Origin of the sequence: Bacteroides caecicola (genome assembly GCF_023337095.1) — a bacterium.
Taxonomy (GTDB): Bacteria; Bacteroidota; Bacteroidia; order Bacteroidales; family Bacteroidaceae; genus Phocaeicola; species Phocaeicola gallinarum.
Genome location: NZ_JAMBLM010000004.1, coordinates 68,137 through 86,411 on the forward strand (window position 1 = coordinate 68,137; position 18,275 = coordinate 86,411).

General features: G+C 42.8%; 11 protein-coding genes. 7 read left to right on the plus strand and 4 right to left on the minus strand.

Annotated elements, in window-relative coordinates; translation table 11 throughout:
* The first annotated feature begins 16 nt into the window (after positions 1-16).
* The 6 genes from pstA to M3085_RS05040 all read left to right on the plus strand — a co-directional run bounded on the left by pstA (position 17) and on the right by M3085_RS05040 (position 9,958).
* A complete protein-coding gene (pstA, locus tag M3085_RS05015; RefSeq protein ID WP_249052443.1) occupies positions 17-886 on the plus strand; it encodes a phosphate ABC transporter permease PstA in 870 nt (289 codons plus the stop codon).
* The gene (gene pstB, locus M3085_RS05020) at positions 874-1,644 is read left to right on the plus strand and encodes a phosphate ABC transporter ATP-binding protein PstB (RefSeq protein WP_178255887.1); all 771 of its coding nucleotides are present in this window, start codon (positions 874-876) and stop codon (positions 1,642-1,644) included. The genes pstA and pstB overlap by 13 nt, the downstream gene beginning before the upstream one ends.
* Positions 1,645-1,776: 132 nt before the next feature.
* Complete coding sequence (gene purN / locus M3085_RS05025) at positions 1,777-2,382, plus strand: phosphoribosylglycinamide formyltransferase (RefSeq protein ID WP_249052444.1); 606 nt, start codon at positions 1,777-1,779, stop codon at positions 2,380-2,382.
* A gap of 648 nt (positions 2,383-3,030) precedes the next feature.
* The gene (locus M3085_RS05030; protein ID WP_249052524.1) at positions 3,031-6,228 is read left to right on the plus strand and encodes a SusC/RagA family TonB-linked outer membrane protein; all 3,198 of its coding nucleotides are present in this window, start codon (positions 3,031-3,033) and stop codon (positions 6,226-6,228) included.
* Between the two features lie 11 nt (positions 6,229-6,239).
* Positions 6,240-8,081 carry a RagB/SusD family nutrient uptake outer membrane protein gene (locus tag M3085_RS05035; protein WP_204499108.1) on the plus strand — a complete coding sequence of 614 codons (1,842 nt, stop codon included), beginning with the start codon at positions 6,240-6,242 and terminating at the stop codon, positions 8,079-8,081.
* 302 nt (positions 8,082-8,383) lie between these two features.
* Positions 8,384-9,958, plus strand: coding sequence for a sulfatase (locus M3085_RS05040; RefSeq protein WP_249052445.1), 1,575 nt, complete (start codon positions 8,384-8,386; stop codon positions 9,956-9,958).
* Positions 9,959-10,210: 252 nt separating this feature from the next.
* Here the strand turns inward: M3085_RS05040 and M3085_RS05045 are convergent, their stop codons facing one another.
* Both M3085_RS05045 and M3085_RS05050 read right to left on the minus strand, forming a co-directional pair.
* Complete coding sequence (locus M3085_RS05045; RefSeq protein WP_178255885.1) at positions 10,211-10,612, minus strand: DUF1573 domain-containing protein; 402 nt, start codon at positions 10,610-10,612, stop codon at positions 10,211-10,213.
* A 76-nt stretch (positions 10,613-10,688) separates the two neighbouring features.
* Positions 10,689-12,905, minus strand: a complete 2,217-nt coding sequence (locus tag M3085_RS05050) for a RelA/SpoT family protein (RefSeq protein WP_178255884.1) — start codon at positions 12,903-12,905, stop codon at positions 10,689-10,691.
* Positions 12,906-13,036: 131 nt separating this feature from the next.
* On the opposite strand from M3085_RS05050, the gene M3085_RS05055 reads away from it, so the two are divergent.
* The gene (locus tag M3085_RS05055) at positions 13,037-14,560 is read left to right on the plus strand and encodes a DUF4301 family protein (RefSeq protein WP_191709797.1); all 1,524 of its coding nucleotides are present in this window, start codon (positions 13,037-13,039) and stop codon (positions 14,558-14,560) included.
* A 237-nt stretch (positions 14,561-14,797) separates the two neighbouring features.
* Here M3085_RS05055 and M3085_RS05060 read toward each other — a convergent pair whose 3' ends face one another.
* Both M3085_RS05060 and M3085_RS05065 read right to left on the minus strand, forming a co-directional pair.
* Positions 14,798-17,032, minus strand: a complete 2,235-nt coding sequence (locus M3085_RS05060; RefSeq protein WP_249052446.1) for a S9 family peptidase — start codon at positions 17,030-17,032, stop codon at positions 14,798-14,800.
* A gap of 16 nt (positions 17,033-17,048) precedes the next feature.
* Positions 17,049-18,233, minus strand: coding sequence for a C1 family peptidase (locus tag M3085_RS05065; RefSeq protein ID WP_191709795.1), 1,185 nt, complete (start codon positions 18,231-18,233; stop codon positions 17,049-17,051).
* Between the last annotated feature and the right edge of the window lie 42 nt (positions 18,234-18,275).

Consider the following 18,275-nt stretch of genomic DNA (forward strand, 5'->3'; position numbering starts at 1 on the left):
TAAACAGGTTTTTAGTATGATACAATTAAATAATGTACGTATCCGAATAGCCAAGAGCCGTTTGCTTTATATCACGGTATGTGTGTTTTCCGGATTGACTGCTATTCCGTTATTGGCTATCTTAGGTGAAGTGTTGATAAAAGGCTGGCGACAGTTGGGTTGGGCATTCTTTACAGAAGCTACTCCGAATGCCTATAAAGCCATGATGGCGGTTTCCGCCGGCGAGCCGATACCCGGAGGTATTGCCAACGGTATTGTAGGAACATTCTTGATGTTGATTATCGCTGCACTGGTAGCCATCCCTATCGGTATATTCTGCGGAATCTGTTTATCTGAATATCGTAAAAGCTGGTTTGCTACAGTGGTCAGTTATCTGACGGACTTATTACAGGGTACTCCTTCTATCATCATAGGTATTATTACTTATATATGGGTTGTGGTTCCGATGAAAGGATATTCGGCACTTGCCGGCAGCGTTGCTTTGTTTATCATGATGCTTCCGCTGATTATCCGTTCTACCGAAGAAACCATGAAAGTTCTGCCCGAAACACTGAAAGAAGCCGGATTGGCATTGGGAGGAAGCTACTGGCGGGTAATGCTGCAAGTAATGCTCCCCTCGGCATTGGGAAGTATTTTTACCGGTATTTTGCTGGCAATTTCACGTGTGGTAGGCGAAACGGCCCCGTTGATGTTTACTGCTTTGGGCGGTGCAGCCATCAGTTGGAACGTAACCAAACCCATGTCGGCAGTACCTTTGCTTATATGGGAATTCTTTAACGACCCCAACCTGCAAAGTCTGATTTGGGGAGCATCTTTGTTCCTGCTTACTTTTGTGTTATTATTGAATTTATTAGCTAAACGAATTGCAAAGAAATGGAAAATATAAAAGACCCGATTCTTCAGATAAAAGACGTTTGTATATCGTATACCAGCGATGTGATGGCGGTAAAGCATGTTTCCGCCGATATTGAGAAAAATTCAATCACAGCCATCATGGGACCGTCTGGATGCGGTAAAAGTACCTTGCTGCGTGCTGTAAACCGTATGCACGAACTGTATAAAAACATCCGCGTTACGGGCGAAATCCTGCTGAACGGAGAAAACGTGCTTCAGATGCCGCCGATGGAAGAACGCCGCCGCATTGGTATGGTGTTCCAGCGTCCGAACCCGTTCCCCACGATGAACATCTACGATAATGTACTTGCCGGATATATCTTAAACGGTATTCGCCTGTCAAGAAGCCAGAAAGATGAAATCGTAGAACGCAACTTGCGCAATGTGGCACTGTGGGACGAGGTGAAAGACTCACTGACCAAACGTGGAACATTCCTTTCCGGAGGTCAGCAGCAGCGTTTGTGCATCGCCCGCTCACTGGCACTCCAGCCTGATATCCTGCTGATGGACGAACCCACCTCTGCGCTCGACCCCATCGCTACCAAGCACATCGAAGGATTGATGGAAAACCTGAAGAAAGAAGTAACGATTTTGATTGTAACACATAACATGTCGCAGGCAATGCGTATATCCGACCGCTCCATGTTTATGTTTTTGGGTGAACTGATAGAGTACGACGATACGGCAAAGATGTTTGAAAATCCGAAAGATGAGCGTACACGCTCTTATTTGACAGGGAAAATGGGATAGTTGTTTCGCTAAGGAATTATCCTTTGAAATCATTCGGGGCATGATAACCAAAGCCCTGAATGATTTTTTTTATTTCCGTACCCGATATCCCGCAAAATATGTTTATCTTAGGCATAAAAATAATCAAGAGCAATGAAAAGAATAGCCATATTAGCATCGGGTACAGGGACGAATGCCGAACGGATTGTCCGTTATTTTCAGGAAAAAGGAACAGCAGAAGTAGCGTGGATTATAGCCTCTCGTGCTTCGGCAGGAGTGATAGAGCGTGCAGCCCGGCTGCATGTCCCGTGTAAGGTGATAACTCCCGACAGCTTTGCTTCGGGCGAAGCATTCCGCTTTCTGAAAGAAAATGAAATAGATTTTATAGTGCTCGCCGGATTCTTGTCGCGCGTTCCCGACGAGATTGTACACGCTTATCCCCAAAAGATTGTGAATATCCATCCGTCATTGCTCCCCAAATTCGGAGGAAAAGGAATGTATGGAATGCACGTACACGAGGCAGTATTGGCAGCCGGAGAGACGGAAAGCGGCATAACCATTCAATACGTCAGCGAGAAATACGATGAAGGAGCCTTCATCCTCCAAGCCAAATGTCCGGTGCTTCCCGATGATACTCCCGATACGCTTGCAGCCCGCGTGCATGAGTTGGAATATCGGTATTATCCGGAGGTGATAGAGAAACTGATATTGGGATTATCAGAAACGAAAAAGCAAACTGTATATGATTGGCTTATCTAATTTTTGATAATCTTTAAGAGGTAATCTGTCTTATCCGTTTTAAGTTTCTTTCTTTTTTACATTCCTTTAGGCAGGTTGGTAGACTTTTCGTTCTTGAACAGATTTTGCGCGATTTGGTTCAAGAATGAAAGGTTTTATACCACATTTTTAGTCTCTACTATATATGCCTAATTACAGTACCCTTTCTTTGATTGCTAAAGTTTTCTATGTCGTTTCAGTTTTTGGGTTGCATCTATTAGACATTATATCGAATAAGGTATTAGGGCACTGATAACCAATACCCCTGTTCTTTATTCTGTATAAACTCTATTATAGTTATGACCGTAAATAAGGTATTTTCTTGATTTATACCTTAGTATGTTTTATACAGAGTTTTGTCAATTAAGAGAAGAATGGCAAGAGGCTGTTTGTCTGTTTTTTTTGCTTGCAAAGATGTTTTAGATGAATATTAATTTTATGAATATTTAATATTTGCTTGTTTGTTAATATTTAAAATTGCATTATTTTTGAAAAAACCAAAGAAATTTATTATTAACTTAAATTTGAACTATGAAAAGAACAGAGTTTAAACTCTTGACAATTACTATGTTATTGTCGGGGTTTTCAGTTGGCTACATTCATGCTGAAACCTATGCGGACGCAGTCGGAATGTATTCGTTTCAACAAGAAAATCAGTGTAAAGGAGTGGTTTTGGACGAAACTGGTGAAACGATAATCGGAGCTTCAGTTTTGGTAAAAGGAACTTCTAATGGTACTATTACCGATTTGGATGGTGGCTTTTCTATTCCAAATGTAAAAAAAGGCGATATGATCGTAGTGTCATTCGTGGGTTACAAGAATGTGGAAACAGTATGGAATGGTACAGATCTCAGAATAATTTTAAAAAGTAATACAGAAGAACTTGATGAAATTGTTGTAGTGGGTTATGGCGTACAGAAGAAGGTAAATCTTACAGGTGCCGTTTCTTCTGTGAAAGGTGAGGCTTTAGAAACCCGTCCTGTAGTTGATGCTACACAAAGTTTGCAAGGTATGGTGCCGGGATTGAGCGTAAGCAACAATAATTCAGGACGCCCTGGTGCTACGGGTACATTAACGTTGCGTGGTCAAGGAAACTTATCGGGAAATGCTTCTCCTTATGTTTTGGTAGATGGTGTGGAAATGTCTCTTGCAGATGTAAACCCTAACGATATAGAGAATATTTCTGTATTGAAAGACGCTGCAGCTTGTTCCATATATGGAGCACGTGCTGCTTATGGTGTGATTCTTGTCACAACGAAAAAAGGGCAAGAAGGGAAAATGCGTGCAAATTATCAAGGAACCGTCGGTTGGAGTACTCCTACAGTATTGCCTGATATGGTAAATTCACTTGACTTTGTGAAATTTTGGAATGATGGTGTAAATAATGCAGGTGCAGGAGGTAGAGCTTATTCTTCTGAAAAAATAGCTCAGTTGGAGCAGTATATGAGAGATCCTTCAAGCATTGATCCATGGGGAGATTTGAAACCGGGTCAATCTCTTAATGCAGCTTTTGAGAATTCTGAATTGGGATTGGGTAATACCGATTATTTTGACTTACATTACAAGAATTTTAGTTTCAAGCAAAGCCACAATTTAAGTTTTAGCGGAGGTAATAAGAAAGCTCAATATTACATTTCAGCCGGTTATTATAATGAAGATGGAATATTGAGGTATGCAGATATGGATTATACCCGTTATACGGTGAATGCCAATATATCATCTGAGCTGACCAAATGGATGAAAGTGAAATTTAATGCTAAGTTTATGCATTCAGATAATGAAACTCCATTTAATCAGGGGACTGTTAATGGTGTGTATCTTGATGGAGGTTTGTCAGAAGGATTCTATCATAGTTTAGCTCGTTTCCGTCCTACAGTATCTCCTATAGACCCAAATGGTCATTTTACGGAATTGTCATTGGTGCCTTATTTGCAGAGCGGAACATATACAGACACCCAAAACGACCATTTTAATTTTACGACCGGACTTGAACTTCAGCCTGTAAAAAATTGGTTTATTTTCTTTGATTATACTTATAAGCAAGAAAATATGGAGTATGAAGCTTTAAATGTGGCTCCATATATTTATGAACAGGATGGAAAGACATTGACTAAAGTTGCTCGTGATGAATTGGGTGTTTCAGCAGATGGTCAGTTTACCCGTGCTTATGGCAATAAAAGATATCAAAGTATAAATCTTTATACCAATTATATGTTCTCATTGGCAGATAAGCATAATTTTACAGTGATGCTTGGTTATCAGGAAGAAAATAATGATTTTAGCTGGATGAAGAACTCTGTTACTGGATTGTATTCTAACTCAAACCCTAATGTAAGTATGGGTACAGGAGATAAAGTTGTGGTAGACACTCGAAATGGATGGGCTACGCGAGGATTTTTTGGACGTATCAATTATGATTATGACGGCAAGTATCTTATAGAATTGAATGGAAGATATGACGGATCGTCGCGTTTTGCCAAAGGTAACAGATGGGGATTTTTCCCTTCGGTGTCAGTTGGATGGAATATACATCGTGAAAAGTTTATGCAGAAAACTGAAGGATTTTTGTCAAACCTTAAGTTGAGAGTTTCTTATGGTTTGCTGGGTAATCAGGCTAATGCAGGGTTATATACATTTGCTTCAACTATGAGTATCAATGGTAGTTTGGGACAATATATATTTAGCGATGGTCGTCATATGTATACAAATCCTCCAGCGGTAGTAAATCCGAGTACTACATGGGAAAAGGTGGAAAGCAAAAATATCGGTCTTGATTTTGGCTTCTTTGGAAATGCGCTGACTGGTACTTTGGATATTTTTCAACGTGATACAAAGGATATGCTTGGTCCTGGACATGACTTCCCGGATCTGTTTGGTGCGGCAGCTCCTCAGGAAAACAACGCAAATTTGCGTGATAGAGGATGGGAGTTATCATTGAATTATAGAGGAAAGATAGGAAAAGATATAGATTACAGTATCGGTGCCTCTATTTCGGATGCAGTGACTGAAATTACTGAATATTCAAACCCAACATTGAATGACCCAGCTGGTTCTTGGTATAAAGGTAGAAAGTACGGTGAATATTGGGGATATCTTACGGATGGATTAATTCAGACACAGGAAGAGGCTGATGCATATAATAAGGAATATGACTTGACTTATTTTAGTGGTAAAGTATGGGAGCCTGGAGATGTGAAGTATGTGGATTTAGATGGTAAAGAAGGAGATGATGGTAGAAAAGTTATAGACCGCGGGAACAATAAGCTTGGAGATATGGGTGATATGACAATAATTGGAAACAGCACTCCTCGTTACCAATATACTGTAAACGGAGCAATCAGTTGGAGAGGACTGAGTTTAAGTATGATGTTCCAAGGAGTAGGAAAACGTGACTGGATGCCAAGTGGGGTTTATTTTTGGGGATTCAGTTCATTTGCACAGGTTACGGTATTCAAGGAGCACATGGATTATTGGCGTCCGGATAATCCGGGTGCGTATTATCCGAAACCATATATCAATTCAGCCGGTGGAGTTGCGCCTTTCCAAAATAAAAACATACAGCCCACTGACCGGTACTTGCAGAATGCGGCATATTGTAGATTGAAGAATTTTACGCTGAGTTATACATTGCCTGATGCATGGGTAAAAAAACTTGCTTTACAGAAGGTGCAGGTGTTCTTCTCTGGTGAAAATTTGTTGACCTTTACCAAACTGAAAGGCATGTTTGACCCAGAAGCCATATTTACTTCCAATACTTATACCGGAGAAGGTGGTAAGAACTATCCGATGAATAAGGTTTTGTCTGTAGGTTTGATTGTTAATTTATAATACATTGATATATGAAAAAAATAAATATACTTTTAGCATTGGCTTTTTCTTTTGGATTGGCAGGATGTTATGATTTAGATAAGATGCCGGAAGGGGTACTTTCTACAGCAAACCCATTTCAGAGCGTTGGTGAAATAAGAAACTATGTAGACCGTTATTATGAAAGTGGCTTGATAGGACAAGGATTTATGGCCGGTGGAGGTGGAGGCATAGCAGGGCAGGATTATGACAGTGATAATATGACCGGTCCGGCTGCTAACACACGATTGATGGGACAAACGTCATTAAGCAATGCTGTTTCTATTGGAAATTACACTTATGTGAGGGATATTAATTATTTGCTTAGCAATATAGAAAATTGTCCGGAAAAGGGGAGTGGAGAATTTAATCAACTCAAAGGAGAAGCGTTATACTTTCGTGCATGGTATTATTATAGAATGTTGATTAATTATGGAGAATTGGCATGGGTGGATAAACCTTTGGATCCGGACATGGAGGTGATGATGTTGCCACGTGAAAGTCGTACGTTCATTACAGACAAGATTCTTGAAGATTTAGGAAATGCAAGAGATTTAATGAATGAGCAGAATAATTCTGCATCAATGAGATTGCATAAAGACGTGGCGCGTGCATTGATAAGTGAAGTTGCATTGTTCGAAGCCACTTGGGAACGTTATCATTATGCGAAAGAAAAGGATAAAGCTGAAAAGTTTTATGATTATACATTGAGCGAATCAGAACTGAATGCGAAGATAGAAAGCTATCTTGATATAGCAATAAAGGCTTGTCAGGAAGTTGAGAATCGAAGTGTATGGAAAATATATCAAACAGGAGATATTCATAATGATTATAGAAAGCTGTTCGATACTCAGGATCTTACCACAAATCCAGAGATTCTTTGGTTTAAGATGTATGACGGTGATAATATAGGAAATAGTGTGACCCGTTATTTGAATACAGGAGGAGGAAATATTGGTATATGCGCATCTCTTGTAGATGATTATTTGTCAAAAGATGGGAGACCTTTGTTTGGTGAAGAATTGCTGAGTTTGAAGAAAAATTATCCGGATGAATTAGACCCTGAAAAGCGTGATCCAAGATTAACACAAACTGTGGCTTTTCCGGGTCAGCGTATGAAGCCGGAAAGAGATGCTAATCCGTATATTTTTGAATGGCCTGCTTTAGCTGGAGATGGAACGGCTTTTGGTACTAATCTGACCGGATATGTAATGTTGAAACATGTACAGATAGATTGTGAAGGAGATTATACTAGCGAATATAAGGGCACAACTCCTGCCATTCAGTTCAGGTATGCGGATGTATTGCTAAATCATGCTGAAGCCTTGGCTGAACAAAACGGTGAAGCAAATGCTTCTGAAATTATCAGAGTTTTACAGCCTTTGCGCGACCGTGCTGGTATGCCAGCTGTGGATTTTGACCGAGAATATAATACTGATGCAAGTTATCCATTTAGTAATCTGAACAAATATGTTCAGGTTGTTCGTCGAGAGAGAAGAGTTGAGACTGCATTGGAAGGAAAACGGTTTAAAGATATTCTTCGTTGGGCTGCTGCGGAAGAGCTCATCATTGGTAAATCTCCAATGGGAGTATTATTTATTGGCAGTAATTTGCCGCAACATTATGGTGAAGAATTGAAGTATGATTTGCCAAGCGGTAACAATCTGTTCCTGACAGGAAGTAATGGAGATGCTTTTCGTTATATTTTGCCAGTTCCTCCATCTTCAATGCCACAAGGATGGCAGTTTAAGCCCAATAGGGATTATCTGCAACCTATACAGGAAAGAATGTTGAACTTGATGGATGGATTATGGAAACAGAATCCGGGATGGTAATTAGTTCTTGATAATAATTAATTAAGGTTTTCCATATCTGTTTTGGGTATGGAAAACCTTGTTTTGTATATTTTTTAACTAATAGTGTTTAAAACAGTGTGAAAACGAAATGCCGTGTGTTGTAGCTTGGGCTGAAATCCAATAGAGTGAACCTGAGATAAAGGATATTCAAGGTTTTCTGAAACGCTTGCAGCTTCATTTGGACATATACCAAAGTATATGGATATAATTATAAGCAGATACACATGAAGCATTTTTCTGGTATAGTATCCAAAATCTATAGATTCGAAAAAATAAAAATTATGACATCAAAATCAACTGTAAATTTAATTTGTTTGACATCTTTGGGTATTTCCCAATTAATTTTGACCTCATGTGGTGAAGCACAAAAAGAAGAAAGATTTAATATTGTTTATATCATGACCGATGACCATACAGCACAGATGATGAGCTGCTATGATAATCGTTATGTAGAGACTCCTAACTTAGATCGTATAGCCAATGATGGAGTGAAGTTTGTGAATAGCTTTGTTGCAAACTCTTTATCGGGACCAAGTCGTGCTTGTATGTTGACAGGAAAACACAGCCATGCCAATGGATTCTATGATAATACCAACTGTGTGTTTGATGGTTCTCAGCAGACTATGCCCAAACTTCTTCAGAAAGCGGGGTATCAGACTGCTATAATAGGAAAATGGCATTTAGAAAGTCTCCCTACTGGTTTTGACTATTGGGAAATAGTTCCGGGACAAGGAGATTATTATAATCCCCGTTTTATCAAAATGAACAATGATACTATTAAAGAGAAAGGTTATCTTACAAACTTAATAACGGAGAAGAGTATTAACTGGCTTGAAAACCAAAAAGATAATGATAAGCCTTTCTGTCTCTTTGTGCATCATAAGGCTTGCCACCGTGACTGGTTACCTGAACTGAAATATCTGTCTCTGTACGAAGACAAGACTTTTCCTCTACCTGACAATTTTTACGATGATTATGAGGGACGCCCGGCAGCAGCGGCTCAAGAGATGAGCATCTTTAAGGACATGGATATAATGTACGACACTAAGATGTATAATCCTCAAGGAGCTACCCCTTTGAAGAGCACTTATGAGGCGTTTGTAGGTCGTCTTGATGAAACTGATAGAAAGGTTTATAATGATTTCTATCAGCCTATCATTGATGAATTTTATAAGAAAAATCCTCAGGGAAAAGAACTTGCAGAATGGAAATATCAGAGGTATATGCGCGATTATGCTAAAGTACTCAAATCTCTTGATGACAATGTGGGAGTTTTGCTTGATTATCTTGAACAGCAGGGATTGTTGAAGAATACTTTGGTTGTTTATACCTCCGATCAAGGTTTTTATATGGGAGAGCATGGATGGTTTGACAAACGCTTCATGTACGAAGAATCAATGCGTACTCCTCTTGTAATGCGTCTTCCCGATAACATGAAGCAAAAAGCCAAAGGTGAAATTTCTAAGATGGTACAGAACATAGACTATGCTCCAACGTTTCTTGATCTAGCTGGTGCAGAAATACCGTCGGATATTCAGGGTGTGTCTTTACTTCCATTATTAAAAGGTGAAAAGCCGTTAGATTGGCGTAAATCTTTGTATTATCATTTTTATGAATATCCCGCTGAACACATGGTAAAACGTCATTATGGGGTGCGTACGGAACGATATAAGTTAATTCATTTTTATAATGATATTGATGTTTGGGAACTTTATGACCTTCAGGAAGATCCAAAGGAAATGAATAATTTATTCGGTAAGGAAGGATATGAAGATATAACGAATGAACTTAAAAAAGAATTAAAACGGCTTCAGGTTCAATATAATGATAAAATAGAAGATAAACTTCAGAACTGATTTTATATAAGACATTATATCGAATAAGGTATTAGGGCACTGATAACCAATACCTCTGTTCTTTATTCTGTATAAACTCTATTATTTACTGAATATCCCTATTTACATCCATTAAAAAGAAATTAATAGCACATTGTTTGGCGTTAGGCTGTTTTAAATAAAAAGAGTAATAGTAAAATATGCTAAAAGATAAGAGTCTGTCGTACATTTACAAATGTATAAATACACGACAGACTCTTTGAAGCAGTAGAGTTATTTTGCATCCGCCGAAGCAGGTGTCATGTCACCTTCAATGACCAAACGGGTTATTTCATTTTTACCGTTTGTGCGTAATGTAATGGTTTTGCGGAAGTGTCCGGGAAATTTTCCGGCACCGTTGTAAGTTACGGTCACTTCTCCGCTTTCACCCGGTTTGATGGGCTCTTTGGGATATTGCGGAACAGTACATCCGCACGAAGCGATGGCTTGGTGAATAACCAGCGGTCCGTCTCCCGTGTTCTTAAACTTGAAGGTACACGTTACTTTCGGGTTGGATTCAGAGAATGCCCCGAAGTTATGGCTGGTTTTCTCGAATGTAATGTCTGCCGTTCCTTGAGCCAACACCCACAGGATATTCATTACGACTAAAGCAGTGGTGATAAAAATCTTTTTCATTGCGCTATGTTGTTTTCTGTTTATATTTACAAAGTTAAGTAATTAATCGTTAGGCGTGTTACTGTTACGCGGTTTTTTAACCCCGGTTTATTTGTTTTACTCCTTTTACCGTCTTTATCTTCTTTATCAGTGCCTCCAGTTTCGATGTATCGTCTACCATTACGGTCAGCATTCCTGAGAATAGCCCGTCGTTGGAGTCGATGCTGATAGAGCGCAGCGATATGTCATTCTCTTTGTTGATGATAGAAGTAATGTTGGTCACGATGCCGATGTCGTCATGCCCTACGATGCGCAGGCGGATAGGATATTGCTTACCCTGACTCTTGCCTGCCCAGCGTGCCTTTACGATGCGGTAGGGGAAACGCGAACGGAGCTCTTTGGCATTCGGACAGTCGCAACGGTGTATTTTGATTCCGCCCGAAACGCTGACGAATCCGAACACGTCGTCGCCGTAAATCGGGTTACAACATTTTGCCAGCGTAAAGTCCAACCCCTTCAGGTTTCGGTCGATAACCAGTACATCGTCTTTATAGAAATCTTTCGTGTCCGACGGTTGTTGCAGGTTATATCCCTCTGCACTGCGGTAAGTAACCTCATCGCGTTGCTCCGTCTCCCGCTTCTGCATGTCCAGATACTTGTCGATAACCTCGTTGATGTCGGTCGACTCGTCGGCTATGTTCTGATAGAAGTCGGTTACGGTTTTAAATCCCATCTTGCGGATGAGGCGCATCAGTATGGCTTCATCGTAATCCAGCTTCCGGTTCTTGAACTTGCGTTCCAGTGTTTCTTTGGCAAACTGCGTCTGCTTGGCAGCGATTTCCTTTAACGCTTGGCGGATTTTGTTACGTGCTTTCGAGGTGGTGACAAAATTCAGCCAGTCGCGTTTCGGAGTCTGTGTGTTCGAGGTCATGATTTCCACTTGGTCGCCGCTGTTCAGCGTCTGCCGTAACTGCACGTTCTTTCCGTTTACCCTCGCTCCGATGCACCGGCATCCCAAGTTTGAGTGAATGGAAAAAGCAAAATCGAGTACCGTTGCGCCTTGAGGCAGCTTGTACAAATCTCCTTTGGGCGTAAACACAAACACCTCGTCTTTGTAAAGGTCGAGTTTGAACTGATCCATTACATCGAGGTCATTGTCTGCATTCTCCAGCGTTTCGCGGATGGTGTTCAGCCATTCGTCCAAGCCGCTTTCACCCTTGATACCTTTGTATCGCCAATGTGCGGCGAGACCTTTTTCGGCTATCTCGTCCATGCGTTCGGTACGTATCTGAACCTCCACCCATTTTCCTTCCGGTCCCATAACCGTGATATGCAATGATTCGTATCCGTTGCTTTTAGGAACCGACAGCCAGTCGCGCAGACGTTTCGGGTTAGGCAGATACATATCCGTTACGATGGAATAAGCCTGCCAACATTCCTGCTTCTCTTTTTCGAGCGGAGCATCGAGAATGATACGGATGGCAAACAAGTCGTACACCCCTTCAAACGGACATCCCTGTTTCTTCATCTTCTGGTAGATGGAGTGAATAGACTTGGTACGCCCTTTGATGTGGAATTTCAATCCCGCTTCCTCCAGCTTCTTGCGAACCGGTTCGATAAACGCCTCAATATAGCGGTCGCGTGCTGCTTTCGTAGCATTCAGTTTGTCTTTTATATGATAATATACATCGTGTTGCGTATATTTCAGCGAAAGGTCTTCCAATTCCGATTTCAGCTTGTACAGTCCCAACTTGTGGGCAAGCGGAGCATACAGATAGGCAGCCTCATTGGATACCTCCAGACGCGCCTCCTCGTTGGGGCTGTCTTTTATCTGGCGCATCAGGTTTACGCGGTCGGCTATCATAATCAGAATCACCCGCATGTCTTCGGCAAACGAAAGCAGCAGGTTGCGGAAATTCTCCGATTCAATAGTAGGACTTTTAGAATAAAGTTCGTTTATTTTTACCAGTCCCCGGATGATTCCGGCTACGTCTTCTCCATATTCTTCGTTGATAGACTCTAAGCTGCATAAATGATATTTTACCGACTCGTGAAGCATGATACCCAAGATAGAAGCCCGGCGCATTCCGATTTCCTCGGCAACGATAATCGCCGTTTGCATGTCTTTGATGATGGGGTTCATGCCGAACACATTTCGGGGAATACTGCCTTCCGACATGGCTTTGATAAAATGGTTTTTCAGCTTATGGCAGTCGTCTTTCTGTAAAGTATCTTTAGATAAACGCAGAAGCTTTTTATACAATGGTATAAGCTGAACACGTTCTTCAGGTGTGAAAAAAACATTCTCTTCCATGGTCTTTTTGTTTTTCTTCGATGGTAAAGATACTTTTTTTCTGCTTGTTTGGCACAATCTTTCGGTATTTTTTATATTTTTGAGCAGCATTGACCGCGACAAGTGAATTTCATTACCTAAAATATACATTTATGTTAACACACGAAGACAAAGAACTATTGGCAAAGAAAGGAATTTCTGAGGCCCAGATTGCTGAACAGCTTAGTTGTTTTGAAAAAGGCTTTCCGTTTTTACAGTTGGCTGCTGCCGCATCGGTGGAAAACGGCGGTATCATGACTGCGACGGGTGATGAGCAACAGAAGTATTTGGATGTATGGGACGCTTATAAGCAGGGCGACAAGAAGATTGTGAAATTTGTACCTGCTTCGGGAGCAGCAAGCCGTATGTTCAAAAACATGTTCGAGTTCTTGGGAGCGGATTACGATGTTCCTACTACGGATTTTGAAAAGAAATTTTTCGATCACATTCACAATTTTGCTTTTTACAACGACCTGAATGCAGCTTGTATGGATAATACGGGCAAGAATATCGATGCTTTGTTGGCTGAACACAACTACAAAGCCGTGGTATCCAATCTGCTTGAAGCAGCAGGCTTGAACTACGGTTCGCTGCCGAAAGGATTGTTGAAATTCCACCGCTATGCCGACGGAGTACGTACGCCGCTGGAAGAACATCTGGTAGAGGGCGCACTCTATGCAGCCGGAAAGAGCGGGGAAGTGAATGTTCATTTTACGGTATCTACCGAACACCGCGATTTGTTCCAAAAGTTGGTCGATGCGAAAGTGGGCGAATATGCGGCTAAATACGGAATCCAATATCATATCAGTTTCTCAGAACAAAAGCCCAGCACCGATACAATAGCTGCCGACATGGATAACAAACCTTTCCGCGACAAAGACGGCAAGTTGTTGTTCCGTCCGGGAGGTCACGGTGCACTGATTGAAAATCTGAATGATTTGGATGCCGACATCGTGTTCATCAAGAACATCGACAACGTAGTTCCCGACCGCTTGAAAGCCGATACTGTAACTTATAAGAAACTCTTGGCTGGCGTGCTGGTTACTTTGCAGCAACAGGCATTTAAATACCTCGAACTGCTTGACAGCGGACACTATCGCCACGATGAACTGGAAGAAATCATCCGTTTCGTTCAACACGATTTGCGTTGCCGTAAGAGCGACATCAAGAATCTGGAGGATGCCGACCTCGTAATCTACCTGCGCAAGAAGCTGAACCGCCCGATGCGTGTTTGCGGTATGGTGAAAAACGTAGGCGAACCCGGTGGAGGCCCGTTCTTGGCATATAACCCCGACGGAACAGTATCATTGCAGATTCTGGAAAGCTCGCAGATAGACATGAAAGATCCGGAAAAGAAAGCCATGTTCGAACAGGGCACGCACTTCAATCCGGTAGATTTGGTTTGCGCCGTTCGCGATTACAAAGGCAACAAGTTCAACCTGTTAAACTATGTGGATAAGGCAACGGGCTTCATTTCCTACAAATCGAAGAACGGAAAAGACCTGAAAGCGCTCGAACTTCCGGGCTTGTGGAACGGTTCGATGAGCGATTGGAACACCGTATTCGTAGAAGTTCCGCTCACCACGTTTAATCCGGTTAAGACAGTAAACGACCTGTTGCGCGAACAGCATCAATAAGGTGGTTTTATAATTGATATATCCTGATTTTTAATACAAAGAGCCAAGCGTGAATTGTTTGCACGCTTGGCTCTTTTTTCTACCGCATAGACTCCCCAACCCATGCGGTAGAATTGGTCTACACTATGGGTAGAAATACTTGGTCTATCCGTTAGCGTTTGGAGAAGTAAAAAATAGGGCGGGACAATGCGATGTTTTTCATTGTCCCGCCCTAATGATTTGTCTGAAATAAGAATCTTATCTGCCTCCTGCCGGAAGATGCTTCAAGAAGTAATCGGTCATCGTTTTACGCAGGTGCATGGTGGTTCCCTCTCCCTCGCTGATGCTGTGCGTGCGCATCGGGTAAGAGATTTGCGAGAAAATCTTTCCGTGACGGACTAACTCGTTTACCAACCGTTCGCAGTTCTGGTAATGCACGTTGTCATCGCCCGTACCGTGAATCAGCAACAGGTTTCCTTTCAGTCCTTCCGCATACGAGATGGGCGAACCTTTACGATAGCCGTCGGGATTGTTCTGCGGCGTATTCATGTAACGTTCTTGATAAATGGTGTCGTACAGACGTTGGTCGGCCACGAAAGCGATGGCAATGCCTGTGTGGAAAACATCGGGATAGCGGAACATGCAGTTCAGCGTCTGACTGCCTCCGCCGCTCCATCCGGTGATGCCGATGCGCGAAGTGTCGATGAAACTGTATTGACGCGCCAAGTCCAATATGCCTTGCGCTTGGTCTTGGCTGGCGAATGTGCCTACCTCGCCGTAGATACACTTGCGCCATTCGCGACCTCTCGGCGTGCGTGCGCCCCGGTTTTCTATACTCACCACGATGTATCCCTGATTGGCAAGATACTGATGCCACAAGTCGCCTCCGCCCCAAACGTCTTGCACCGTTGCGCTGCCCGGTTCGCCGTAAACGTCGATAATCACCGGATACTTCTTCGCAGGGTCGAAATCAATCGGTTTTATCATCCATGCGTCCAGCTCCAGCTCGCCCGAACGGGTCTTTACGAACTCTTTCGGCTGTAATTTCAACGCATCATATTCGGCTTTCGCTTGGGCATTGTCTTCAATCGTGCGCACACTTTTGTGGGAAGGGAGCGAAACCATGTCGATAACCGGCGGCGTGACCGCGTTGCTGAAAGCGTGTACCGCCCAGCTTCCGTCGGGCGAAATGTTGTATTGGTGTTGCCCTGCCTTGTCAGTGGGGCTGAGGCGTTTCACCGTTCCGTCGCCAAAGAGCTTGGCAGAATACAAGTAACGCTGCGTAAAATTATCGGGCGAAGCGATAAAGTAAACCACTCCTCGCTTCAGGTCGATGCCCGCCTGCTCAATGTAATCGAAATCTCCTTTCGTGATGGGCACTATCTGTTTACCGTCGCGGCTCACGCGGTACAAGTGCCGCCAGCCGTCTCGTTCGCTTTCCCACGTAAACCACGTATTGCCTTTCAGCCACGTTACGTTATCGTTTGTTTCTAACCACGCTGCATCGGTATCGGTAAAAATGTTGCGCGGTTCGGGGTTTCCTATTGAGGCAATCCAGACCTTGTTGGTATTCTGGGGGCGATTCATCTGCTGGATAAACAACTCGTTGCTGTCGGGGATAAAGTCCATGCGCATGATGTAATGGTTACGCGGGTCTCCGGGAATGTTTATCCACGTGGTGGCTCCGCCGTCGGCCGACACATAGCCAACCTTTACTGCTGAGTTGGTAGTTCCTGCCTTCGGGTAGGGGAAGCGGGAAATTTTAGGATACAGCGAATCAACGTTGTTGATGATGTCGAACCACCCCGTACCTTTCGTATCGCTCTGCCAGTAAGCGATGTACTTGCTGTCGGGACTCCAACGGAATCCGTCGCGACAGAAGAATTCTTCTTCATACACCCAGTCGAACGTTCCGTTCACGATTTCCGCCGTTCCGTCAGTAGTGACGGGCGTAATGACTCCTGTCTTCAGGTCTTCTACGTAAATGTTGTTCCGGCTTACGTAAGCGGCACGACGGCTGTCGGGTGAGAATTTGGCAAACATCAGGCTGCTTTCAGGCATTCCCTTACCCAACTGTTTCAGCGTTCCGCCTTTCATGTCTAACACCCAGTAATCGCCGCGCGTATCGTAACGCCAAACCCGGCGCGTGTTTGTATAAATCAACGCCAGCGTATGGTCGGCATTAAACGCAAAGCTGCGTACCGAGAGCGTATCGTTTGTACCCGGTTTCACAAGCATCGAAGCCGGGATAAGTGTCTCTTTCTTGTTGTCTTTTGCCCGGTAAGACACGATGTCGTAACCTCCTGCCGGATTTTTTTCAGTCTTCGAGTAATGTTCGCCGTCCTCTAACCAGTTGACGTAAGTGCTGCCTTTGGTGTGAATCAGTCCGCCGTAAACCACTTCGTCCAGCGTAGGGACGTGTTGCGCCTGTACGTAGCCCGTTCCTAACAGACAGAGCAGGGCTGCGGCCGTTATGAATATGCTTTTTCTCATGGGTCGATAAGAATTATTATTGGATACCTAATTTCTTTTTCATCTCTTTGGTCAATGCATCTTTATGCATCATGATAAAAATGGTTTTGGCACGCACGAAACTTTCCGACATGTTCAGATAGCCTCCGAAATCATTGCGTTCCGTTCCCCATGAATTTTTGGTGATGTAATACTTCGTACCGTTCTGATCTTTGGCAATTCCGGTGAGGTGCATCAAATGGTCGTCGGTAGTAGTGAACGACTCATAACCCTCCTGACGGACTTCCGGCGTAACGTTGACTTCGGGGTAGGGGCGTTCGAATTTAAAAACCTCGGCAAGACGATCTTTTTCATCCATTTTCTGCCAGCGGGCAAAGTCGGTATCTTTGTAATCGTCGGCTTTTTCCACCTCCGGATTAATGGCAACGCCGTGAGTGTATGCAAATCCCTTTTCGCTTACATCGCCGTCCCATACCACGGTATAACCGTTTTGCAGCGCATGGTCGGCAGCAGCCATCATCTCGTCGAGCGGTAAATTATACATCTGCGCATGTTCCCAGTTGTCGGGAATTTCCAATTCGAATGTCTGGTAATAAGGTTTGTGCGTAAAGCTGGTAATCATCACATAATTGTTTTCATCGATACCCAGACTTTCGGCAAACGATTTCGGCGTATATTCCTTCCCTTTGTAGACGAAAGTTTCAGGTAATTTGCCCATGTAAATATCGAATAAGCTGTTGATGAGTTCTTTATATTCAGGACTGCGTTTGCGTAACTTCACAGCTTGTCCGGCTATGGCAGCCATATAGCTTTCCAGTTCTGTGTGATTATGCGTCTTTGAGTCGTAATTGATTCCTGAGTAAACCTCTTCGGGGACAATACCTACCTGATTAAACGCTGTAAACCAACTGGGGGAAATGCTTCCCTGACCGATGTTTCCCCGTCCGTGACGCAGGTAGTTGTCGTCCAACTGGTTCATGTATTTTTGACGGACAATAAACATTTCCGAAAGGTCGTATTCACCTTTGCCCATGCGTAACAATTCGGCTTCGATGAACGAAGTAGTGGCGAAACACCAGCATGTTCCGGATGCAGCTTGGTTTTTTACGGGAGTTACTTTCTGATTAACAACGGTAGTGAATTGATATCCGTCGGTCTGTTGTGCCCCAAGTGAGGCTGATGCTGCCAATAAAACGGCAAAAGTTATAGCTCTTGTTTTCATGGTTTTATGATAGTGATTTTATATTAAGACGAATAAACGAAA